A 22,043-nucleotide genomic window follows, 5' to 3' on the forward strand; every position below is an offset into this window, starting at 1 on the left:
TATGTGTTTATGTAATGCTGGATGTCTGGTGCACTTTAATGGGAAGATTAACTGAGAATAGTGCGCCTTTGCCACGTTCAGAATTAATCGTGATACTTCCATTCATCAGTTCAACAAGGCTTTTGGTGATAGATAATCCCAACCCGGTTCCCCCGTGTTTTTTTATGGTTGATTCATCCACCTGTCTAAAGCGTTCGAAAATCACTTTCTGATCTTCATCTGAGATGCCTGGCCCTGTATCTTTCACCGAAATGGTTAATTCAGTATCACATAATGTGTAATTAATCTCTACCATGCCTTTTTCGGTGAATTTAATGGCATTACTTACCAGGTTTAATAATATTTGATATAGGCGTAGAGGATCAATAAAAATCATTAATCCATTATCAACCGGTGCATTTAGCTTCAGCTCAACTTGCTTGTTCAGGCTAGTACAAAGACTTAGGCCAACTGAATACACTTCTTTAATTAGTTGATGGATATTAATTAGCTCCGGAGATATTTTTAGTTCGCCTGATTCAATTTTACTAATGTCGATAATGTCATTGATAAGCGTGAGAAGATTTTCGCCACTACGCTTAATTAAATTCATGTATTCGTACTGTTCGCTTGGGGATAGCTGACCATAGATGAGAAGGTCGGTAAAGCCCAGTATGGCATTCATTGGTGTGCGAATTTCATGTGACATATTAGCTAAAAAGGATGATTTAAGACGATCGCTTTCTTCAGCTCTTTCTTTGGCTTTTTGCAATTCGCTTTCAAAAGCCTTTTGATTGTTAATGTTTATAATGATGCCCGTTATTCTGTATGGAACACCATCAATTCGTTCAGTAATTTTTCCGTGAATAGACACCCATGTTAAGGTTTTGTCCTTATTCAACAGGCGTGCTTCACATTGAAAGGCATCTGCTTTTCCAATTCGATGCAAATTATAGGCTTCTTTAACTTGTTCAACATCTTGTTGATTCACGAAAGATTGCCAGTTGTCAAGTGTAAGCGGTACTTCCTCTGTGTTAGAATATCCGAGTAATTTTCCAAACTGATCATTGAGATAAATATTTTTCTTTTCCAGGTTAATGTCCCATAAACCCTCATTCGCTCCACTAATAGCTAGCTCAAGGCGTTTTTCGCTATCAATAAAGTTAATTTCAACGCTTTTTCGTTTAATAATATCGCTAACGAGCAACAGAATAATAAATACAAAAACAATGAGCAGTGATAATATAATGATTAGCTCTTTTTTGTGTTGTTTAACGTAGTTAAGCTGTTCATTAATAAGTAGGGTGCCCTTAGTGAGACCGTTGATGTTTAAATCAAATTGTTCAAGAACATTGTGATCAATAATTGTGTGTGTCTTCGGGTGGTTATGAACGTTATTGGTTTGGTCAAACAGTAGCTGTTGCATTAACTGTGCCGAAAGCTTACCCTGGTCGGTTGCTTTTAATATTCGACCACCAACAATCAAGTTGGGCATTAAAAAATCCCAATTACTATACAACGGAATATCAACATCCTTAAAAAAGTAGTGACTTTCAAGAAGCATCTCATTAGGAATGCCGTTGCGTTCTGTATAAAGGCTCAATAAGTAAATCGCCCTGTTTTCTGAAGGAAGAAAGTTGAGTGTTTGTTTGAGCTGTTGATGATTGGCGTTGTTAATCACCCGATACGCATATCGTCTGTTTTCGCTTTCAAACGCTTCAATAAACTGATTAAGAAAAATCTTGCCTGAGAGGGTTTGGTCTGAAATAACAATTATTTCTTCCAATTCTGGTTGTAAGTCCTCTATCAGCTCTATGGTTCCTTTAACATCAATCAACTCATAAACAACGGCATGTTTCGAAGGATTTAAGACATGGAGTTGTTTATCAATATTATTTACACCACAAAAAACAGCAGGGATATCTCCCCATATTTCTTTTCCATGTTCAATAAAAAAATCGAAAGCCCGGTTGTCCGAACAAATTATACCATCAATCTGATGATCGCGGTATTTTAATTTATACTGTTCTAATAAGGTTTGAAAGTAAGGCTCAGAATTAAACCGCTTACTGTCCATAAATTCGGTGAATAAGCGTGTTGATTCAATAGTCCTGAAGTGTTTGGTAATTGCATCGTTAATGTCGGCAGTCCATTTAAACCCAGGATGATATGAGTTTAAAATAACAATCTCTTTTAAATCATCGGCTTTTACACTTGTATGTATTAATTGTAGAAACACTACAATAAACAAGGTTAGTATGCTTCGATTATGGTGTGATATCATCTATTTTGTTATGCAATTGCATGCTAAAGATACTTAAAGAAATTAAAATAGCTAATTCAAATTTTCACTTTCAACAGAGTGAATTCTGTACTTTACCTCCTGAAAAATACTTCATAACTTAGATGGTTTATTTATCAAATTATAAACCTACTGGCTATGAAAAAAATACTGTGCAGCATTATTATTGTTTTGCCATTTTTAGTTTCTAAGGCACAAGACTGTAAAGCCTACATACCGTATGAAAAAGGAACGGTGACCGAAATAACCAACTACGACAAAAAAGGGCGGAGCATTGGTGTGGTTACACAAACGGTAACAGCTGTAGAGCATAAAGCTAACAACGCCACGTTTTCAGTGCACCAGGTGTTTGAGGATACTCAAGGAGATGGAGAGACCATTGAAACCGATGTAACGTTTAAATGTGTTGATGGAACCTTTTACATTGACATGAATGGTTATATGGATCAAAAACAGATGCAAGCTTATGAAGGGATGGAGGTAAAAGTATCGATGGATGAAATAGATATTCCTTCGTCGTATAAAGTAGGGCAGCAATTGAAGGATGGATACATACAAATGGATGTGAGTGGAGGACCTATTCCGATTAAAATGGTCGTTAGCATCGAAAACAGAAAAGTGGTAGCCGAAGAGAAAGTGACAACTCCGGCAGGTACGTTTGATTGCGTGAAAATATCTCAGGATGTGGTGACTAAATCAATAATGAATATGACCATTAGCTCGATTGAGTGGTATGCAGAAGGTGTTGGCATGGTTAAAACTGAAACCATACGAAAAGGTAAGTTGATGGGATATAGTGAATTGACTAAGTTTAAAAAGCCGTAAGAAGAATGATAATATTTAGAATTGAAAATAATAGTCGGAGAGGATACCCCAAAGTATTTATCCGGCTATTATTTTTAATGTCTTTTTTAAGATACTTTTGTGAAAAATTAGAAAGATGGAATATACAAAAGTGCAGGTTGAAGTTACGCCTGTCAATCAAATAGCTAACGAATTATTAATGGCACAAATGGGAGAGATGGGCTTCGATAGTTTCGAAGAGTATGAAAAAGGGTTTAACGCCTACATTCCCAGCGAACTTTTTAAGCAAGTCAACATATCTGATATAGAATCACCTATTGATGGCGTTGAGCTCGTGTTTGATACCGAAGTGATTGCCGATCAGAATTGGAATAACGAATGGGAAAAGAATTTTTTTCAACCCATTGTTATTGCCGATCAGTGTGTTATCCGTAGTTCGTTTCATGAATTGGATCATAAGGCACAGTATGAAATTATTATCGATCCACGCATGAGCTTTGGAACGGGCCATCATGAAACAACGAGCCTGATGGTGCACTATATTCTGGATACTGATGTGAAGAATCTGAACGTGCTTGATATGGGCTGCGGAACAGCTATTTTGGGCATGCTTTGTTCAAAGAAAGGAGCAGCACACATAACCGGAATAGATATTGACGAATGGGCTTATAATAATGCTTTAGAAAATATTAAATTGAACCATGTAACTAATATGGATGTGTTGTTAGGAGGGGCAGAATTATTAAAAGAGCAATGCTTTGACCTGATTCTGGCTAATATAAATCGCAACATATTATTAAATGACATGGCGAAATATGCTGAAGCATTAAAGCCTGGCGGACATATTTTCTTTAGTGGTTTTTATACTGAAGATGTTGATACGATTAACAATATGGCGAACCAATATAATTTGGTATTAAAAAGTGAAAAAACCGATAACAATTGGACTGCACTTGCGTATATAAAGGCCAAGTAAACTAATTGTGCACACACACAACGGAGCAGAATCTGAATTATATGATTAGACGACTACTAGCCGTATTCATTTTTATATCAATAGGATGGCAACTGACAGCACAAAGCAAGTTTAGCGGACAAGCTGAGCTGTTTGTTGGTGAGATGGAGGAAGTTTTTAAGGGAGCAACAGATAAAAAGGCGGCCAAAGCGTTTATCGAATCTTTTGAACTGTTTTGGGCTGCTACCGACACCGATTTGCAAGAGCTGATGATGAGCACTTGTAATAAAATGGCTCAAAAGAAAGCCCGTCCCTATCCGGATTATCATACATATATGACAACCATTATGTCCTTTAAAGAGAAAGGGCATCCAGAGAGTAGTTTTGATGATTGGCATACTGCGGTTAATGATTTATTGGATAAGAAACGTTTTGCTCTACGCCATCTAAAGGCTTTTTTTCTTCTTAGTAAAAACCTGGTTGATAACAATGCGGTTTATACAACACCAGCATTGACATGGTATGCACGAACGGGCGAGTGTCATTACGAATATGATAAGGAGAATAAGCAATTATCGCTTATAGTAGGTAATACCAACCTGGTTTGTGTGTCGAAACGCGATAGTATTGTTATTGAAAACACATCAGGTATTCTTTATCCATTGGAAAAGAAATGGGTGGGAAGAAATGGCAAAATTACCTGGGAGCGCTCTGGTTTTGAGTCTTCAATGGTGTATGCTACGTTTAAAGATTATGAACTAAAAGCAGATAAGCCAAGAATAGAGGTGGATTCAGTTGAGTTTTATAATCGCCATTATTTCGATTACCCGCTACACGGAACTCTGGAACATAAGGTGATGCAGATTACTTCGCCTGAATCGACCATTTATCCTAAATTTGTGACTAGTGAGCAGCGATTTAAAATTGATAAAATTCACCCGAATATCGATTATGAAGGAGGGTTTGCTCAAAATGGCGCCAAGTTCCTGGGAGCTGGTACGCAGGAGAATCCTGCTTCTATAACTATTTCACGTAACGATACGACGTTTATTACGGCCAAATCGCTGTATTTTGCCCTGCGTAAAGACCAGATACTGAGTAACGATACCGAGGTGTCAATTGTGATGAATAAAGGTTTTATCTATCACCCGGGATTGATTTTTAAATACATGGCCGACCTGGAAGAAGTGCATTTGATTCGTAATGGCGAAGGTCTGGCTTTAAGTCCTTATTTTAACACCTTCCATAATATCAGTATGGATGTGGAGTTGATTCGCTGGAAAATAGGTTCGCAGTTTATGGATTTGCGCATGCTCACAGGGGCCGCTCAGAACCAGGCCTTTTTTGAATCACTCAGTTATTTCCGTGAGGAGTTCTATAACCAATTGCAAGGTATGGATGCCATTCATCCACTCCAGGGTTTACGCAATTGTGATAAGTATTACAAGGGAGTGCCATTCACGGCCGAAGAGTATGCCAAATATATGGGACTACCGCTTAGTCCGGTGCGTCAGCAGGTGATAGATCTGTCTTTTCATGGATTTATTGGCTATAACATTAATACCGATGAGATTACCATTCGTCAGCGTTTGCGTGATTATCTTGATTTTCGGATGGGTAGAAAAGACTACGATGTCATTCGATTTACTTCACTCACAGGAAGCGAGACAACCAACGCCCGCATTGACTTATTGAACTTCGACCTTGACCTGAATGGCGTTGAAACCATCTCTATTTGTGATCACCAGAACGTGGTGTTCTTCCCACGTAATCAGCAGATTATTCTAAAAGAGAACCGGAATTTCGTATTTAACGGAACTATTAATGCTGGTATGCTGACCTTATCGGGTAATGGTTTTAAGTTTCTATACGACGATTTCCGCATTGATATGAGCAATATCGACTCATTGAAAATGAAGGTGCAATCGGGGCAAAATGATTATTTTGGAATGCCGGTGTTAACAGACGTAGGGAACACTATCTCGCAGCTTTCGGGTTATCTGCAGATTGATGAGCCGGATAATAAATCCGGTGCACGTAGCAATCCACATTTCCCAGTTATTAATAGCCAGATTGAGTCATATGTGTATTTCGATAGTAAAGATATACAAGGTGGTGCCTACCACAAAGACGAAATCTTCTTTACGCTCGACCCTTTTGAGATGGACAGTATAAATACACTTAAACGAGCTAACTTTAACTTTAGTGGTGAGTTTGAGTCTAATATCTTTCCAACCTTTAGGGAGAACCTGACCATCCGTCCTGATTTCTCGCTTGGCTTTAAGCGGCAAACACCCGAAGAAGGATACCCTGTATATGGAGGTAAAGCTACATTTACCAATACTATCGATTTAAGCAACAAAGGCCTTAAAGGTAATGGTGAACTCAACTACCTGACATCAACCTCATTTTCCGAAGATTTTACCTTTTTGCCTAATATGGTGAAGGGGCAGGTGTATGACTTCACGGTTAATAAACAAACGGATGCGCCACCATTTCCCGATGTTAGCTCGCAGTACATTTATGTGGAATACATGCCTCATGAAGATGAGTTTTACGCCACCAGCCAGGAAGAGAATTTTACCATGTTTAATGAAGAGGCTCAGCTGCAGGGTAAAATCAAAATTACACCTTATGGCATGACAGGTGGGGGAACCTTCTTTATGGCAAGAGCTAATGTCGTATCGAAAGATATTGATTTCACTGATCATGCTATCCTGGCCGATTCATCAGATTTTAACCTGTCGGGAGCCGAGGTTGAAGGGGTGAACTTTGCCACCACTAACCTGATATCGGATATTAATTTCGAAACACGACAAGGTACTTTCCGTTCGCGTTCGGGCGGTAGTCGTGTTGATTTTACCAAGAACCGCTATGTATCCTACATCAGTGAGTTCTCGTGGGATATGGATAAGAATGATATCTACATGGGAGCACGTGGTTCGAAGGGTAACCGCTTTGTGTCAACACATCGCCGTCAGGATTCACTGTCTTTTTATGTGCCAATGGCTATGTACGATGTGGAAACCAATACCATTTATGCCGAGGAAGTGAAAAATATTGAAGTTGGTGATGCCGATATGATATTGAGTAATGGTTTAGTTACTATTCGCGAAGATGCAGCGCTTGATCCACTTGATAGTGTGCGCATTGTGTTGGATAAAGATACCTTGGTAAAACATACCATGTACGATGCCCGTGTGTTTATCAATGGAAAGTATGATTACAAAGCCAACGGAAAATACGATTACTTCAATGGTGATGGTAAAAAGCTGACCTTGACAATGCACAACATTGAATATGGTAAAGAGGAAATGACCATAGCGGAAAGTAAGATTGTGCCAGGCGATTTATTTACCTTCGATTCGCATTTTGCTTATCAGGGTAATGCTACTTTGCGTGCAACTGAGCAATTGTTATCGTTTGATGGAGGTGTGCAAATGCTGCACCGTTGCCCACGAGGGCCACAAACCTATATTCGCTTTGATGCACCAATTGATCCGGCGGATGTAAGGATTCCGATAGGTGAAGAGTTGCAAAACTTTAAGTACGAAAATATCTATAAGGATTTCTTTATTACAAAAGACAGTACACATGTGTATTCGTCGTTTGTTGAAGACCGCAATGATTACAGTGATATACCAATGATTAATGCATCGGGCTATTTGGTTTACAACAATGAAGAACAATCGTTTGATATTGCTTCAGAGACTAAGCTGGCCAATCCGGATAGTATTGGTACATTAATGCGTTTCTCAGAAGCAGCCTGCAATATCCAGGGACATGGTAATATTGATTTAGGTATTGATTTAGATCAGGTAAAGTTAAAATCAACGGGTAGCATCATTCATAATCGCGATGAGAACGACATCATCCTGTCGTCAATGATGGGAATTGATTTCTTCTTTAATACAGAAGCACAAGATGTGCTGTACAGTTCTATCTTGTCTTCATCGGCCAAGGCTTCAAAACTGAGCAAAGAAACCTTTATCAAACGTTTGGCTGAATGGACAGGTCATAAACAGGCTGTACGTGCCGAAAATGAAAGGAATATAACAGGCGAAGGGGTTGGTATTCCTTCAGAACTGCAGCAGATGTTACTGTTCAGTAATATTGACTTTGAATGGGATACCAAGAAACGGGCTTTTATTGCTGAAGGAAAAGCAGACCTGGCCTATATTAAGCAGTTTGTGGTAAACCGCGAAGCTAATGTGTTAGCAGAGATAACGCGTAAACGAAGTGGTAACTCAATTGAAATGTACATTGAATTTGATGCCGAAACATGGGTGTATTTTACCTATAAAAACAGCATGATGCAGACGCTCTCTTCTAACTCGGTTTATAATAGTATTGTGCAGGAATTAAAGGCTGAAGAACGTAAGCAAAAAGTTGGTTTAGGCGAGAAGGGCTACACCTTTATTATGGCACCAGAAAGCAAGAAGAAGAAGTTTGTGGTAAAGTTTAGCAAGAAATCGGCACCGGCTGCTCTTCCCGAAAATACAGAAGTGAAAGAACAATAAATGTTATCAGTTGCTATTTGAGTTAATATTGACCAGTTAGTATGTTAAAAGGTTGATGAAGAGATGGTTTTGGCGTCGGTATTTTGTATTGCATTGCTATCGCTTTAACTGGTTTTAAACTGTTACTGCTCAGCCTCCAATTGTTCTGCCAGCTTGCTTGGGTCGAGTGAAAGAGGGACCCGACGCACCTCGTTTCTTCCAAATAGCATATAAAAGCCTCGGTTAAGGTTGATTAGGTTGAGATTGGTAGAAATTTTTAATTGGCAGTTGTAGTGGGAGTTTAATTCTTTATATTTGGGATAATAAGCATTCCCTGATAAATTAAACTGAGGTATAATTATAAAAAAACGTATGAAGATAATTTCAACAGCTGTAAGTGGAGGATTCAAATTAGTCAATGATAAAGAGGAAATCTGTGAATTAGTTTATAATAACTGGTTTTCTGGTAAAGCTAAAACTTTTATTAACAGAAACAGCATTGAAATTAAACCTAAAAATATTTGGACAAGTAGAGTCGATATCTTTAAGAACGAAAGAAAAATAGGAGATATTACATTTAACCTTAAAGGTCATATGGTTATCAGATTAATGAAACCTAATGGTGAAGAATGTAACTTTCTGTTGAAAAACAAAGCAAAATGGAAATTAAGATTTGAGGTTTTTAATGAGTCTAATAGTCATCAATTTTCTTTAAACTCGGTAAATAAGTGGACAAAACTAAATTATGACTATGATATTGAAATGGCTGAATATAATTCAGAATTTGCAATTGAGGAATTAATAGTCTACTGTGTTTATGCAGCCAATTTATACTTGGCAATAATCAGTGCGGTTTGATAAAATAAAATTACTACTTGCTTAATGCTTATAGATGAGGGTTCTGGCAAGAGGTATGGGTATGAATTGAAGAATGCATTATTTATATTTCCCTTTCAAGTATAATACCGTTTTAAACTACCTTTTATCATCAGAATTAAAGACATCGATTAGCATACCCGGTAATCATGAAGCGTCTTTATTTTTTACCTTCTGAAATATGCAATAAACATGCACGATGGTTTGTTGTTAATTATTTTGAGCTTTTAATACCAAACTGCGATGTCAAAAAAACGTTCTAAACAAATCATCAGAATTCTATTGCTTCTTGGAACGACCATTTCCATGTTCTATGTTCCATGGCCGTTGCTAAAAGCTTTGATAAAACCCATGCCTGGTACCGTTCAGGAGCAAGTAGACGAAGCATTAGAACACGGTTTTGATGGTATCATTGTGTATGTAGATAAGGCAGGAGAACCACCGGCCTATTATGCTGCTGGTTGGCACGATCCTAAAAATAAAATCCCGGCTAATCCGCATGCCTTGTTTAAAATAGCTAGCATTAGCAAACTTTATTCGGCTGTGGCAGTTGCTAAATTGGTTCATAAAGGTCAAGTGTCCTTAGATGATAAACTGTCTGATTTATTGCCAGAGCTGCGTGGGCGGATTGAATATGCCGATCAGATATCCCTTAAAATGCTGGTGCAGCATCGCAGTGGCATTCCAAATTACACCGATACTCCCTTGTATTGGGTAGCACCTAAAGAAACCAATGAAGATAACCTGGCATTGGTTCTTGATTTACCTGCCAATTTTAAACCTGGTGAAAACTACGAATACTGCAATACCAATTATTTGTTGCTGTCCGAAATTATGGATAAAGTGTTGGGTTATCCTCACTTTCAGTTTATACAAACAGAAGTTTTAAAACGCTTGAATCTGACTAATACCTATGCCTCATTGGATGGTGTGGACATGGATAGAGTGATGAGTGGTTATCATGTAGGCTATCCTTTAGACTTAAAAACGGAAAAGGTTGGTATGGTGGCCTCAGCCGAAGATGTTGGTGTCTTTTTGAGAGCCCTAAACGATGGTACCTTGTTCGATGGAGAAGAACAGGCCATCTATTCGTCTATTTACGTTTATGAACATACAGGATTGGTGCCGGGTTATCAGAGTATTGCCAGATATTATAAAGATATTGATGCCGTGGTGGTTCAGTTTACCGGGCCAACTTATTTTGAAGGGTATAACTGGAATTTGGCCGATATTATTTATGGAAGAATAGTTAAAATTATAAGGAAAAGAGGTTAATGATGCAGAGCAGGCAATTGCTTATAAGCGCATAAAAGACTGTTAATGGTTAAAGCCACGGCTTTTCACCTTTATTTATCCTGTTCTATACTTTTATTACATTATAAATTAATCGAATACTTATGTGCGCGTATGCTTAATCCTAAACCTAAGCCATGAAAAATCAAAAAGGACCGATAGCCATTATTATTGCCAGTTTAGTATTGATAATTCTTAATTTTACATTCGCTACTTCAGACGAAAGCAATTGGGGGTTTTGGATGCGAATTTTATCCAGTGTATTAATCATTCTTGCTATGATTTTAACTATTCGGGATCGAAAGAAGTGACGAATAGTACCTATACTACTACCGCAAAGTCATGGAGAGAATTATATTGTTGCTTGTTACTCAGTTGCAGAAAAGAGCAGGACTTATAATATTTTACTTGTACAACGTTAAAATGCAGAAGCGATATGATACGGACGGAATTATTAAAACAAATTGAGTTCATTAAGGAGATTGATAAGATAAAATATATCCAGAGGCGGACTAAACTATTTAATAGTGACAGAAACGAGAATGACGCTGAGCATAGCTGGCATTTGGCTATGATGGCCATTGTTTTAAGCCAATATTCTGATGCGGAAATTGATTTATTAAAAGTGATAAAAATGGTGTTAATGCATGATATTGTAGAAATAGATGCCGGTGATACTTTTATTTACGACCAAAACAAAAATCACGACAATACAGAGGAGGAGCTGAAAGCGGCCAAACGTATTTTTGGATTACTACCAGAGAAGCAAGCTGCTGAGTTTATTGAAATATGGAAGGAATTTGAAACGGGTACTTCAAATGAGGCCAAATTTGCCAAAGCATTGGATAGGCTTGAACCATTGTTGCAGAATACATCCAACAATGGTGGAACCTGGAAGGAGTTTGGCGTTAAATATCAAGCGGTTTACGAGAAGAAGAAAACGATTAAAGGCGGTTCGACAGAATTATGGGATTATGCCGAGCAACTGATTAATGATAGTGTTGTAAAAGGTATTTTGGAGAAATAGAAACTGTTTTGAGATAAATTATCCGTAATAATATGATAGAATTTTGGGAAGCAAACTTTAGGGATAAAAAGGAAATGTGGGGATTTGAACCTGCTGATTGTGCCATTACAGCATTGGAATTATTTAAGAAATACGGTTTAAATAAAATTCTTATACCCGGTTTTGGTTATGGACGAAATGCCAGTATTTTCACAGATAATGGATTTGACGTAACAGGCATTGAAATTTCAGAAACAGCAATTGACCTAGCAAAAAAACACTATGGCGATTGTGTTAAAGTTCATCATGGTTCTGTTCTTGATATGCCGTTTGAGCAAGTATTGTATGATGGGGTCTTTTGTTATGCTTTAATTCATTTATTAAGTGAAGAAGAACGTAAAAAACTGATATCCGATTGTTATAATCAACTTAAATCAGATGGATACATGGTTTTTATTGCATTATCAAAAATTGATATTAGATACGGACAAGGAAAAGAAATTAGTAAAGATGCATTTGAGACTAAACACGGAGTCACGTTGTTCTTTTACGATTCCGATTCAGTAAAAAGGGAATTTGGAGAATATGGTTTGGTAAAATCAGAAGAGATATGCGAACCTGCATTAAATGTTGGAAACAAACCATCTCAAAAATTCATGAAGATAATATGTAGAAAAGAAAACAATTAGAAAAACAGTGTAAGTTGCAATCTTATTATGAAAGTATTAATTATTCTGGGACACCCTAACAATGAAAGCTATAATCATGCAATAGCCCAAACATGTGTCTCGCAGATCGAAGCTAATGGACATTCTGTACTTTTTCATGATTTATATGCTGAGCACTTTAATCCATTATTATCTTTAGATACAGAAGCCGAAAATACAGAGTTGGACAACCAAATTAAAACACATCGTGAAGATTTAATGAATTGCGATGGAATCATCGTGATTCATCCTAACTGGTGGGGACAACCGCCTGCTATTATAAAGGGGTGGTTAGACAGGGTGTTATCGCCAGGGGTTGCTTATCAATTTGTTGAGAAGGACGGAAAACATGTTTTGCTTGGTTTATTAAAGGCAAAAAATGCAATTGTAATAAACACTTCTAATACACCTAGCGAGGCAGGAGATAACCTGCTTGATTCTATTTGGACAGACAGAGTTTTCAAGTTTTGTGGGATTAATAATGTGGAGTGTAAGAATATCAGTGTAATAAAAGATTGTGATGTAAGTCAACGTAATAAATGGTTGGCCGAGATAAAGGAAATGATGAACACCTACTTTGGCCAAAAATAACTATCGTGATGCAAATGAACCTCTTCGAACACATAAGAAAATTTGTAGCTCTTAGCGAAAGTGATGAACGCATATTAAAGGAGTTTATCAAGCCTCGAACAGTGCGCAAAAAGGAGCTGTTACTCTCAAATGGTCAGGTGAGTAAATCGTTGTTTTTTGTTGAAAAAGGATGCCTGAGGATGTACTTTATCAATAAAAAATCGGGCGAGCAAATCACGCAATTTGCACTTGAAGGTTGGTGGCTAACCGATTTCTTTAGCTTTATGGACAACACGCCTTCGGAGTATTTTATTCAGTCTATTGAAGCTGCTTCACTGGTGGCGATAGACAGGCTTGTGTTTGATGACTTATTAAAGGCATTGCCTCAATTAGAAAGATACTTCAGGATAATCATGCAAAAAAATCTGGCAGCATCTCAATTAAGAGCCAAATATCTGTATGAGATGTCAAAGGAGGAGTTTTATCATCACTTTAGTAGTTCTTTTCCGGATTTTGTGCAACGAGTACCTCAATATATGATTGCCTCATACCTTGGGTTAACGCCCGAATATGTCAGTGAATTGAGAAAAAAGAATTCTTGATGAGCTTTCTTAAACCAGTTTAATTTTTGAGAATCTGGCTGTAGATACCTTTGTACATGTAAATAATTTCAATTTTAAAACGACTTAATCATGGAAACAAAGGAACAAGTTTTAGCAGCGATGAAAAAGGATGGAACTCCTTTAAATGCCGGTAAAATTGTTGAGTTAACGGGTCTTGACCGAAAAGTAGTTGACAAAGCGATGGCACAACTTAAGAAAGAAGGAGCTATTATTTCTCCTAAGCGTTGTTACTGGCAAGCCAAATAGTAATTAATAAGGGTTAAACTGAGTAAAGAATTAAAACAAGTAGATAGTATGAGTACAGATAAAAAGTTGAGTGATAAATTTTATGAAGTCTTGCAGCACGAAGGTGTGGTTTCTATAATGTCGTGGGGTATCGAACCGCATCTTGTCAATTCATGGAATTCTTATTTAGTGATTACAGAAGATGAACGAATACTTATTCCAGCCTATGGTTTTAGAAAGACTGAGAAAAACGTAAACGTCAATAATCAAGTTAAGACTTCCTTGGGTAGCAAAAATGTTACTGGTTATAAAGATTATCCCGGAACCGGTTTTATTGTGACGGGCACGGCGGCCTATATAAGTTCCGGCCCTGAGTATGATATGATGAAAGAGAAGTACTCATTTTTAACCAGAGTGCTGGAGATAACTGTTGATAAAGCCAAGCAGATGCTTTAATCAAATCTGTTTTCTATCAAATAATTACCATTCTTTTTTGTAAGTACTTTGGCAAGTTACGTTGGTTGCTTGCCCTTCTATGGAGGGTCCATTCAGGTCAAACTTGCCAAAGGGCTTATTTCGCACACTTCATGCATTTACGGCTTTCGGGCATCAGTACAATGCGGCCCGGTTGTATGGGGCCATGGCATTGAACACAAACGCCAAAGTCATCATCGTTAATGCGTTCTAAAGCTTCGTGTAGCTTTTGTAGTTTGGTTTCTGATTGGCGCAATGCCGCTTCATTTACACTTTTATTGTTGATGGCGTCCATGCGGCTAACGCGACCAATGGCATCGTCGGGGGCAATAGCCTGAGTGAGTTCCTTCAGCGATTTTATTTTGCGTTCAACGGTGGCAATCTGTTTATTAATCAGTTGTTCTATTTCTTGTTTGTCAATGCTCATACCTGTTATTTTTGTCCCCAAAGCGTATTTCACGGGTAACATTATTTCCCTTCTTCGGACTTCCGTCTCCCGTCATCAGTCTTCTATTCCCGTCTTTTCCCTATTTCTTTTGTGCAACGACCAGAATGGAGTCATCCTCTTTAAATTCCTTGTAAGTGCTGATATGGACGATGTTAAACTGTTTTTCAAACAAGGCTTTTACCTCGTCTGTTTCATAATAATGAAACAGCATGCCTTCATAATTCTCCTGGCCAGTTCCCTTCCAAAAGGTATGTAGCACCAAACCATTTTCATTCAAAATTTCTGTTTGTCGCTTTATGGATTGTTCAAGCTCGGCAACGGGCAGATGGTGCAGTACTTTATTGGTATAAATGCAGTCGAAAGTAGTTTTTATTTTGATGGTGACAGCATCCAGCACTTTAATCTTTACCTCGGGATGACTGCGTTTGTATAATTCAGCAAAAATAAACGAATAATCGGAGCCTGTCACCTCATACGTTTGGCGTATATTATCCAGGTCTTTGCCAGGCCCTATCCCCAGCTCCAGACATTGACTGCCGGCGGGAATAAAACGTTTGAATTGCTCTAAAAACCAACGACCGTCATAATCGGCGGTCATTTCGAAGTATTGTTTAACGTTGTCTTCTTTTTCAAAAAAGGATTCGCTCATTTTAATCGGGTTTGACGCAAAATACAAAAAAGCCCTGATTCAGAAAGGAAACAGGGCCAAAAAGTGTTTGTTAGTATAGGATTAATAGAAATTAACCACTTCAATTTCAAATATCAATATACTGTTGCCCGGGATGGTGACATTACCATTGCCATCGTAGCGGGCCGAGCTGCCATAGCACATTTGCGAAGGACAGTAAAACCGGGCCTTACTTCCTTTATTTAGTAGTGGTACCCCAACTTGCCAGGCCTCTATTAAACCCGATAAAGAAGTACCACTTAAGGTGCCTTCGTCGAATACATCGCCATTGAGTAAACTACCTTTATAACTGGCATCAAGATATGAGCTCGACGTCACATTATCGCCTGCGCCTTCGGTTAATATTTCGTAATACAAACCCGAATCGTCGCGTTGAGCCTCTATGCTATTCTCTGTCAGATAGGCCGCAATAATCTCCTCATCAATTTCCGTTTGGTCTCTGTCAATTTTAATATGGTATACCATCACTGTATTTTCTTCGCCATAAATATAACCGTAGGCATCGCGGCAAAGCTGTGAAGGCGAATAAAGGATTATTTCACCTTCTTTGTTTATTTGCGACATGCCAATCTGGAAGGCATAAGGCAAGGTACTTAGGTTGGCTGTATGATTCTTGTCTTCGTCATAAAACGATTTTCCATTAATGGTTTCGCTATTAAACGAAAATGTGACTCTGTCGTCGGTATCGGTATCATCGCCAATTGCGGCACCGTCACCTTGTTCAATAATCGTATAATACAAGCCCGATGAATGTCTTTCTGCCTGAATATTATTTTCAGCCAGATATTCGCTAATGATTTCTTCATCCAGCGCTGCATAATCTACATAATCATCATCATTTAAACATCCTGCCAGTAAAGGCAATAGCATTGCAAATAATAATACCTTTCTCATTCTAATCACGTATTGTTTTAATAAATCAGTTTAAAAATCAAAAGCTAACAGCCGTGTGTTATTTCTGTCACCAGCGGTTATAAGCTTTTGATTCGTTTGTTAGATAGATTTTTTATGTAATGGTTGCTTCACTCATAAAAAAAATGAATGATGTGAAGCGTTATTAATTTGAGAAAGGAGTGTGGCAAAGATAGTTTTATTTGAAAGATACTGGTCTTATCAATCGACTTTATGCAATCAATATTTAAAATAGTTGTCTTATCTTGGATGACAATTTTTGATAAATTCTGGTATAATTTCAAACGGCCATTATCTTTATGCCTCATTAGTAAACCTGAATAATCGTTCAGTGAACACAACAACCTGGTGAAGAGGATGGAAAAGCATGATTAAAGCGGATTACATTACTACTGATAGGAACAAGTATGAAAGTAAATAAGTAACAGACACATGAAAAGTATGACAATAACAAAGGAAGACTATCAGCTACTTTACGATTGTCTGGCGCAAAATGCGGAGTTGAGTCAGCATCTGTTTACAAGCATTTGTACGATAGTCCAAAAGGAATTTTATCAGAAGGGTGAGTGCCTGTTAAAAGCGGGGGATATTTCAACGCGTTCCTGCCTGGTAATAAAGGGTGTGGTACATCAGTTTGTATACGATATTGATGAGACAATAACAACGAATATAACGCCGCAATATTTATTTTTTAATAGTTTGAAAAGTTATATTGAAGGTAGCCCATCGATTGAAATACATGAAGCGATTACCGATGTTGAACTTTTATATTTTGAAAAGCAGGATATTGAAGAGTTGGCAAAGAAGGATAAAGAACTAAGCTACCTGCTATACAAAGTTCATGAGAATATTTTGCTAGATCGTGAAAACCGGATGTTCTTGCTACAGCATCGTAACCCATCGAAACGTTATCAGTTGTTTCATGAAACGGTGGAGCGATCAAATTGGATTTTGGATGGTACGCCTGACAAATATATCGCCAGCTATTTAAACATGACCCCTCAGCAATACAGCAAAGAAAAGCGTAATTATTTACTTCAGAAAAATGATTAAATAGTCTTAAGTTATTTCAGGATAACTTTTTTTACATCAACACCATATTACTTTGTCGGCGAATACAAAACTGAAACATGAAAAAGACAAAGTATTTTATTTTTCTCATGCTAATTATTGGTTTGAAGTCACCTCTTTGGGGGCAAGAGGCATCACTTCAACAAAAGCTCGATTGCATGATCGCTTTCAACTTTAATGAGACGACCAATGCCTGGGATCAACAAGTAGAGAAAGATGCCTATACTTATAATACCAACCATCAGGAAGAAACCTGGACGCACTTCAGCTGGGATGGAGCTATGCAAGCATGGAAGGCTCAATATAAGCGAGAAACAGCCTACAATAGACAGGGATTGATTGGTGTTACTACTATGTACGAATGGTTGGCCAATAGTTGGGAGCTTAAAACAATGTCGGAGAATTTTTATGATTATCGAAACAAGCTGGAAGAAGTGTTGATTTATACTTGGATTCCAGCCAACGGCCGATGGCAGCTTAGCAAAAAAAAGCGATACCGCTATGATACTGATGGCAAATGCTTAGCCGAGAATATTGATAACTACCTTGTTGATACAGAAACATGGGCATTGGTTGAAATGAACGAATACACTTATATCAATGGAAGTTTGATTCATTATATTTATTCATCAACCTGGGACAATGTTAGTAAGAAGTGGGACTATTCGCGTAAACAATGGTACTTGTATACACCCAATTGGGAACTTTATGAATTACATACTTACCGTTGGAACAATACAAAAACGGACTGGAGCCGAATCAGCCTTAGAGGTTATGCCTATGATGATAATGGCGATTTTAATGGTCATGGTACTTTTTACTGGGATGAGGTTACTACCAAATATGATAAAACGCTTCGTGAGAGATACCAATATGATGGCACAATAGAATATAAGCAATTAAAATTACCTTATGACCGTATGTTTGATCAGTTTTATTTTCACCACAAGGTAGATACCCGAAAGCTGTTATTTGCTGGTCCTGGTAATAGTGAAGAACAGTACCAAGAGATCAGGTATAGTTATTCACCGGTAGATCAGTCAACTGATTTCGATAAATTAGTCAATACAAAAATAACCATCTTTCCAAATCCTGCGGCTGAGTTTCTATATGTTGAATATTCTGGTAACAACAACCCATTGAGTTTTGAACTTTATAATTTGGAGGGAAAAAAAGTGTTATCAATATCTAAGATATTTAGGCATAAAATTGATGTTCGCCATATTGTACCTGGGGTTTATGTCTATCGGATTGTAAACAAACAGAATACAGAATCTGGCAAGCTGGTAATTCAGTAAAAGGTGTCGATTTTGGTATGATTTTGTCACGCTGGTGGTAATGTCTGCACGCCTTAAATAGCCTACTTTAGGCTGCAATTTAGATTTTCTCCTGTATAGTCTGATCAATTTAATTTTTACATATGAATAAACAATTAACTGTTGCTTTGGTGATACATATTGTTATCGCCCTGAGTTTTATTGCTGACCCGGAGCATTACTTTCTTTCTTATGTTGTAGGGGCCATTGTTGTGTTTAATTTAATTGGAATGGCCATAATACAATTTGGAAACAAAGTAGTAGGGGCTTGGATTTTTTTGGTTTCATCAGCCTTCTTATTGCCCATTGGCTTAATTGGGGCTTATGGAGCTCGAAAAATTATAGACGATGAGAAAAGAACGAGCTTTTATGTCAAAGAAGATTCAAAAGGAAAGGAAATTTAATGGCGGCTCAAGAAAATAACCTATCAACGCAGGAGTTGTATTCCCCGGTTGATGCGTATCAAAATCAATATAAACAATTGCACAATGAAAATACCGTCAATTTGTTTAATGAAATGGTTGAAAAATCGCAGGTTGATATTGAAGCGAACCGGGCAACAAACCGAAAAATACGAGATAATGACACCAAGACTTCTGGCATTAGCAAAGGCATTAAATGGCAGACAAGATTTCGAAATGTAGCTGCTTTTTTTATCGGCGTATCAATTATCACAATTATTTATAGTGGTTATAAGTTGGTATCTGATTATATCACAGTTGAATATATTGTTAGTGTTGGCGTAGCTGTTGTCGTTTTTGTTTTGGCCTACTGGTTATTCAATAAGTTTAAAAGAAAACTAGAAGCGTTGAGTAAAATTGAAGGTAAATTACTTGAAGTGGCGAAAAAATTAAAGGGTGAAGCCGAATTACAAATGCGTCCTTTAAACAATCTGTTACTGGTTAAAAATTACCATACAGAACTATTTAGTAAAACTTTGCCACTGATTCAGTTTGATGAAGCATTCGATAATAAAAGGCTTTCTCAAATGATCAGCAGGTTTGGTTTCAATGTTGCGGCTCATGAAAAGGATATCAATCAGAATACCCGGCATATACAGTTTGGAGAGATAAAGGGGAATCCCTTCTTTTTGCGCAATTTCCGTAAACATAGAATGGGGACTAAAGATTATAAAGGCTCTTTAACAATTCATTGGACAACCAGGGAAAGAGATTCCAACGGCAATTATCAAACGGTGAATCATTCGCAAACCTTGTATGCTACTGTCAATAAGCCGTGTCCTTATTTTAATATTCACTCGCAACTTGTTTATGCGAATGAAGCTGCAGACAAATTGTCGTTTTCGCGACAGCCTTCTCAAATCCATGAATTAAAACCCAAACGAATTGCTAGTAAGGTTAAAAAGCGAAGTAAAGAACTACAGAAATTAACAGAAACCTCGATGAAAAAAGGGGGGACTTTTACGGCTCTGGGAAATAATGAGTTTGACGCTTTGTTTTATGCAAAAGATAGGGATAACGAGTCACAATTCAGATTGCTTTTTACACCTTTGGCTCAACAAGAAATGTCTAAACTGATAAAAGACAACTGTGTAGGATTTGGGGATGATTTTTCTTTTTATAAAAGCAAGATGATTAACAATCTATATCCTCAACATTTGGGAGATGTAGTACAAAATTTAAACCTGAGCTATTTAACCGATATTGATTTTGACAAAATCGAATCTAAATTTATAGAGTATCACAACAGTTACTTTAAACACATATACTTTGCTTTTGCGCCACTTTTAGCAATTCCAGTATATGCTCAGCATCAAACACACGAACACATTTATGAAAACTTATACGAGAGTAACGTCAGTTTTTATCATCATGAAGAAGCTGCCAGTTGCCTTCCTTTAAAAGAGGTAACACCACCTGATTGTAATACTGTTACCATGTATAAAACGTCGCTTATCAGCAGTAATGATGAAGTTGATATGGTTGCAGTGAACGCATGGGGATACCGAACCGTTGATCGAACGGATTATGTTTCAGTTAAAGGGGGAGACGGTTATTGGCATGACGTGCCTGTTCATTGGTCAGAATATATCAGAGTGAGCCGGGAAACAAAAATGGAAGTTAAGACAAAGGGTAGTCAGGGCTTTAGTCCGGATGATCGAACTAGTGGCTATGAAGATATTGGAATAATTAAGGCCCGAATAATGAATTAATAAATATAAAAATCAATCAAAAAAGGAGATAGTATTATGGCAAATCAATTGGATGAAATGAGTACCGAATTTGTCAATGATGAAGGTAGAAATATCAATGTCATTGAAAAGCAATTACCGGCGAAAATTGGGGCAGGTTCGGTTTTTTTTGAAATAGTTTTGTGGTTGTTGGGTATTCTTCCGGGCTTAATCTTTTTATTTATGAAGATCAGTGCGAAGAATTATTTTAATGCTTTGCAGCAAAAATTGCAGCATAACGCCTCTCAAATCGATAACTTTCTTGAGCAAAGAGTTCAGATATTGCAAAACGCTGTTGGTATTGTAGAGAAGGCTGTTGAACTAGATAAAGATGTGATGAAGTCGGTGGCCGCCCTAAGAAGTGGAAGTGGTGTTTCTGATAATAATCGCAATAATGTGGCCACAAATGTAGACAATGTGATGAGCCAAATTAATCTGGCCTTTGAATCATATCCCGATTTAAAAGCACATCGCTCATTAGCAGATGCGATGCAGCAGAATAGTTATTTGCAAAGAGAAATTACAGCGGCCAGAGAGGTGTACAATGATACTGTTCTTAAATGGAATGCCGATATATTCAGGTGGCCTACTAAGAATATTGTTGCGGCACATGCGGGCTATACAACACGAATTCCGTTTACTGCCAGTAAAGCCGTTAAAGAACAAGCTAGAGCCACCTTTTTCTAACAGTTGCGAAATAGAAAATACTTAATTATCTATTAAACTCCCAATTAAAGGTAGTATCCGTAATCGGAAGTGCTACTTCAAGTAAGGTTTAATAGGGCTTCATAGAATTCAAAAAAGGGATTTTTATAACTCACAAATAATAACAGAATGACTGTTAATTTTACTATTCGACCCAGCGAAACCTATATTAAGAAGCAGATAACTTTAGGAATAATCACTACTTTAATTGGGGTATTTGCTTTATTTATCGGGGCCGGTCACATTATGGGCTTGGGCATCCTGTTTTTAGTGATCGCCTCTATTCAAAAGAAACGTGATATTACTAAGTACATGACAAAAGTTTATAACATTTATCTAAATCGCTGTTATTTATTGGATTGATTAACGCATTTGCGATTCTAATCAGTCCGTATTTAA

21 protein-coding genes are annotated in these 22,043 nt (G+C 37.5%); 17 read left to right on the forward strand and 4 right to left on the reverse strand.

All coding sequences use genetic code 11. The features are described 5' to 3' along the window. Nucleotides 1-7 precede the first annotated feature (7 nt). Nucleotides 8-2,263 carry a PAS domain-containing hybrid sensor histidine kinase/response regulator gene (locus J1N10_RS15525; protein WP_262327645.1) on the reverse strand — a complete coding sequence of 752 codons (2,256 nt, stop codon included), beginning with the start codon at nt 2,261-2,263 and terminating at the stop codon, nt 8-10. Between the two features lie 156 nt (nt 2,264-2,419). Between J1N10_RS15525 and J1N10_RS15530 the strand changes: the two genes are divergently transcribed. From J1N10_RS15530 to J1N10_RS15580, 11 genes are all read left to right on the forward strand, one after another. Further along, nucleotides 2,420-3,106: a DUF3108 domain-containing protein gene (locus tag J1N10_RS15530; RefSeq protein WP_262327646.1), complete on the forward strand. Its 687-nt coding sequence runs from the start codon at nt 2,420-2,422 to the stop codon at nt 3,104-3,106. A 115-nt stretch (nt 3,107-3,221) separates the two neighbouring features. Then, nucleotides 3,222-4,061 carry a 50S ribosomal protein L11 methyltransferase gene (prmA, locus tag J1N10_RS15535; protein ID WP_262327647.1) on the forward strand — a complete coding sequence of 280 codons (840 nt, stop codon included), beginning with the start codon at nt 3,222-3,224 and terminating at the stop codon, nt 4,059-4,061. Nucleotides 4,062-4,102: 41 nt separating this feature from the next. Next, complete coding sequence (locus tag J1N10_RS15540) at nt 4,103-8,560, forward strand: hypothetical protein (protein WP_262327648.1); 4,458 nt, start codon at nt 4,103-4,105, stop codon at nt 8,558-8,560. Nucleotides 8,561-8,911: 351 nt separating this feature from the next. Next, nucleotides 8,912-9,397: a hypothetical protein gene (locus J1N10_RS15545; RefSeq protein WP_262327649.1), complete on the forward strand. Its 486-nt coding sequence runs from the start codon at nt 8,912-8,914 to the stop codon at nt 9,395-9,397. Between the two features lie 261 nt (nt 9,398-9,658). Further along, nucleotides 9,659-10,690: a serine hydrolase domain-containing protein gene (locus tag J1N10_RS15550; RefSeq protein WP_262327650.1), complete on the forward strand. Its 1,032-nt coding sequence runs from the start codon at nt 9,659-9,661 to the stop codon at nt 10,688-10,690. A 454-nt stretch (nt 10,691-11,144) separates the two neighbouring features. Then, nucleotides 11,145-11,735, forward strand: a complete 591-nt coding sequence (locus tag J1N10_RS15555) for an HD domain-containing protein (RefSeq protein WP_262327651.1) — start codon at nt 11,145-11,147, stop codon at nt 11,733-11,735. Nucleotides 11,736-11,767: 32 nt separating this feature from the next. Then, nucleotides 11,768-12,403 (forward strand): class I SAM-dependent methyltransferase, encoded by a 636-nt coding sequence (locus J1N10_RS15560; RefSeq protein WP_262327652.1) that lies wholly within the window; start codon nt 11,768-11,770, stop codon nt 12,401-12,403. Between the two features lie 27 nt (nt 12,404-12,430). Next, on the forward strand, nt 12,431-13,012 hold the full coding sequence (locus J1N10_RS15565; protein WP_262327653.1) for an NAD(P)H-dependent oxidoreductase: 582 nt from the start codon (nt 12,431-12,433) through the stop codon (nt 13,010-13,012). An 8-nt stretch (nt 13,013-13,020) separates the two neighbouring features. Continuing rightward, a complete protein-coding gene (locus J1N10_RS15570) occupies nt 13,021-13,593 on the forward strand; it encodes a Crp/Fnr family transcriptional regulator (RefSeq protein ID WP_262327666.1) in 573 nt (190 codons plus the stop codon). A gap of 90 nt (nt 13,594-13,683) precedes the next feature. Then, nucleotides 13,684-13,860: an HTH domain-containing protein gene (locus tag J1N10_RS15575; protein WP_262327654.1), complete on the forward strand. Its 177-nt coding sequence runs from the start codon at nt 13,684-13,686 to the stop codon at nt 13,858-13,860. Nucleotides 13,861-13,908: 48 nt separating this feature from the next. Further along, nucleotides 13,909-14,295 (forward strand): pyridoxamine 5'-phosphate oxidase family protein, encoded by a 387-nt coding sequence (locus J1N10_RS15580; RefSeq protein ID WP_262327655.1) that lies wholly within the window; start codon nt 13,909-13,911, stop codon nt 14,293-14,295. A gap of 115 nt (nt 14,296-14,410) precedes the next feature. Here J1N10_RS15580 and J1N10_RS15585 read toward each other — a convergent pair whose 3' ends face one another. From J1N10_RS15585 to J1N10_RS15595, 3 genes are all read right to left on the reverse strand, one after another. Continuing rightward, on the reverse strand, nt 14,411-14,740 hold the full coding sequence (locus J1N10_RS15585; protein ID WP_262327656.1) for a TraR/DksA family transcriptional regulator: 330 nt from the start codon (nt 14,738-14,740) through the stop codon (nt 14,411-14,413). 100 nt (nt 14,741-14,840) lie between these two features. After that, complete coding sequence (locus tag J1N10_RS15590; protein ID WP_262327657.1) at nt 14,841-15,410, reverse strand: class I SAM-dependent methyltransferase; 570 nt, start codon at nt 15,408-15,410, stop codon at nt 14,841-14,843. 81 nt (nt 15,411-15,491) lie between these two features. Further along, nucleotides 15,492-16,343 (reverse strand): FKBP-type peptidyl-prolyl cis-trans isomerase, encoded by an 852-nt coding sequence (locus J1N10_RS15595; protein WP_262327658.1) that lies wholly within the window; start codon nt 16,341-16,343, stop codon nt 15,492-15,494. 459 nt (nt 16,344-16,802) lie between these two features. On the opposite strand from J1N10_RS15595, the gene J1N10_RS15600 reads away from it, so the two are divergent. From J1N10_RS15600 to J1N10_RS15625, 6 genes are all read left to right on the forward strand, one after another. Then, a complete protein-coding gene (locus J1N10_RS15600) occupies nt 16,803-17,414 on the forward strand; it encodes a Crp/Fnr family transcriptional regulator (protein WP_262327659.1) in 612 nt (203 codons plus the stop codon). Between the two features lie 77 nt (nt 17,415-17,491). After that, nucleotides 17,492-18,730, forward strand: a complete 1,239-nt coding sequence (locus tag J1N10_RS15605; RefSeq protein WP_262327660.1) for a T9SS type A sorting domain-containing protein — start codon at nt 17,492-17,494, stop codon at nt 18,728-18,730. A gap of 122 nt (nt 18,731-18,852) precedes the next feature. Then, complete coding sequence (locus tag J1N10_RS15610; RefSeq protein ID WP_262327661.1) at nt 18,853-19,152, forward strand: hypothetical protein; 300 nt, start codon at nt 18,853-18,855, stop codon at nt 19,150-19,152. Next, complete coding sequence (locus J1N10_RS15615; RefSeq protein WP_410053451.1) at nt 19,152-20,921, forward strand: MAG1210 family protein; 1,770 nt, start codon at nt 19,152-19,154, stop codon at nt 20,919-20,921. Before J1N10_RS15610 ends, J1N10_RS15615 begins: the two co-directional genes overlap by 1 nt. A 36-nt stretch (nt 20,922-20,957) precedes the next feature. Further along, on the forward strand, nt 20,958-21,626 hold the full coding sequence (locus J1N10_RS15620) for a LemA family protein (protein ID WP_262327663.1): 669 nt from the start codon (nt 20,958-20,960) through the stop codon (nt 21,624-21,626). A 147-nt stretch (nt 21,627-21,773) separates the two neighbouring features. After that, nucleotides 21,774-22,007: a hypothetical protein gene (locus tag J1N10_RS15625; protein WP_262327664.1), complete on the forward strand. Its 234-nt coding sequence runs from the start codon at nt 21,774-21,776 to the stop codon at nt 22,005-22,007. The last annotated feature ends 36 nt before the right edge of the window (nt 22,008-22,043 follow it).

It is taken from the genome of Carboxylicivirga litoralis (assembly GCF_025499605.1).
Taxonomy (GTDB): Bacteria; Bacteroidota; Bacteroidia; order Bacteroidales; family Marinilabiliaceae; genus Carboxylicivirga; species Carboxylicivirga litoralis.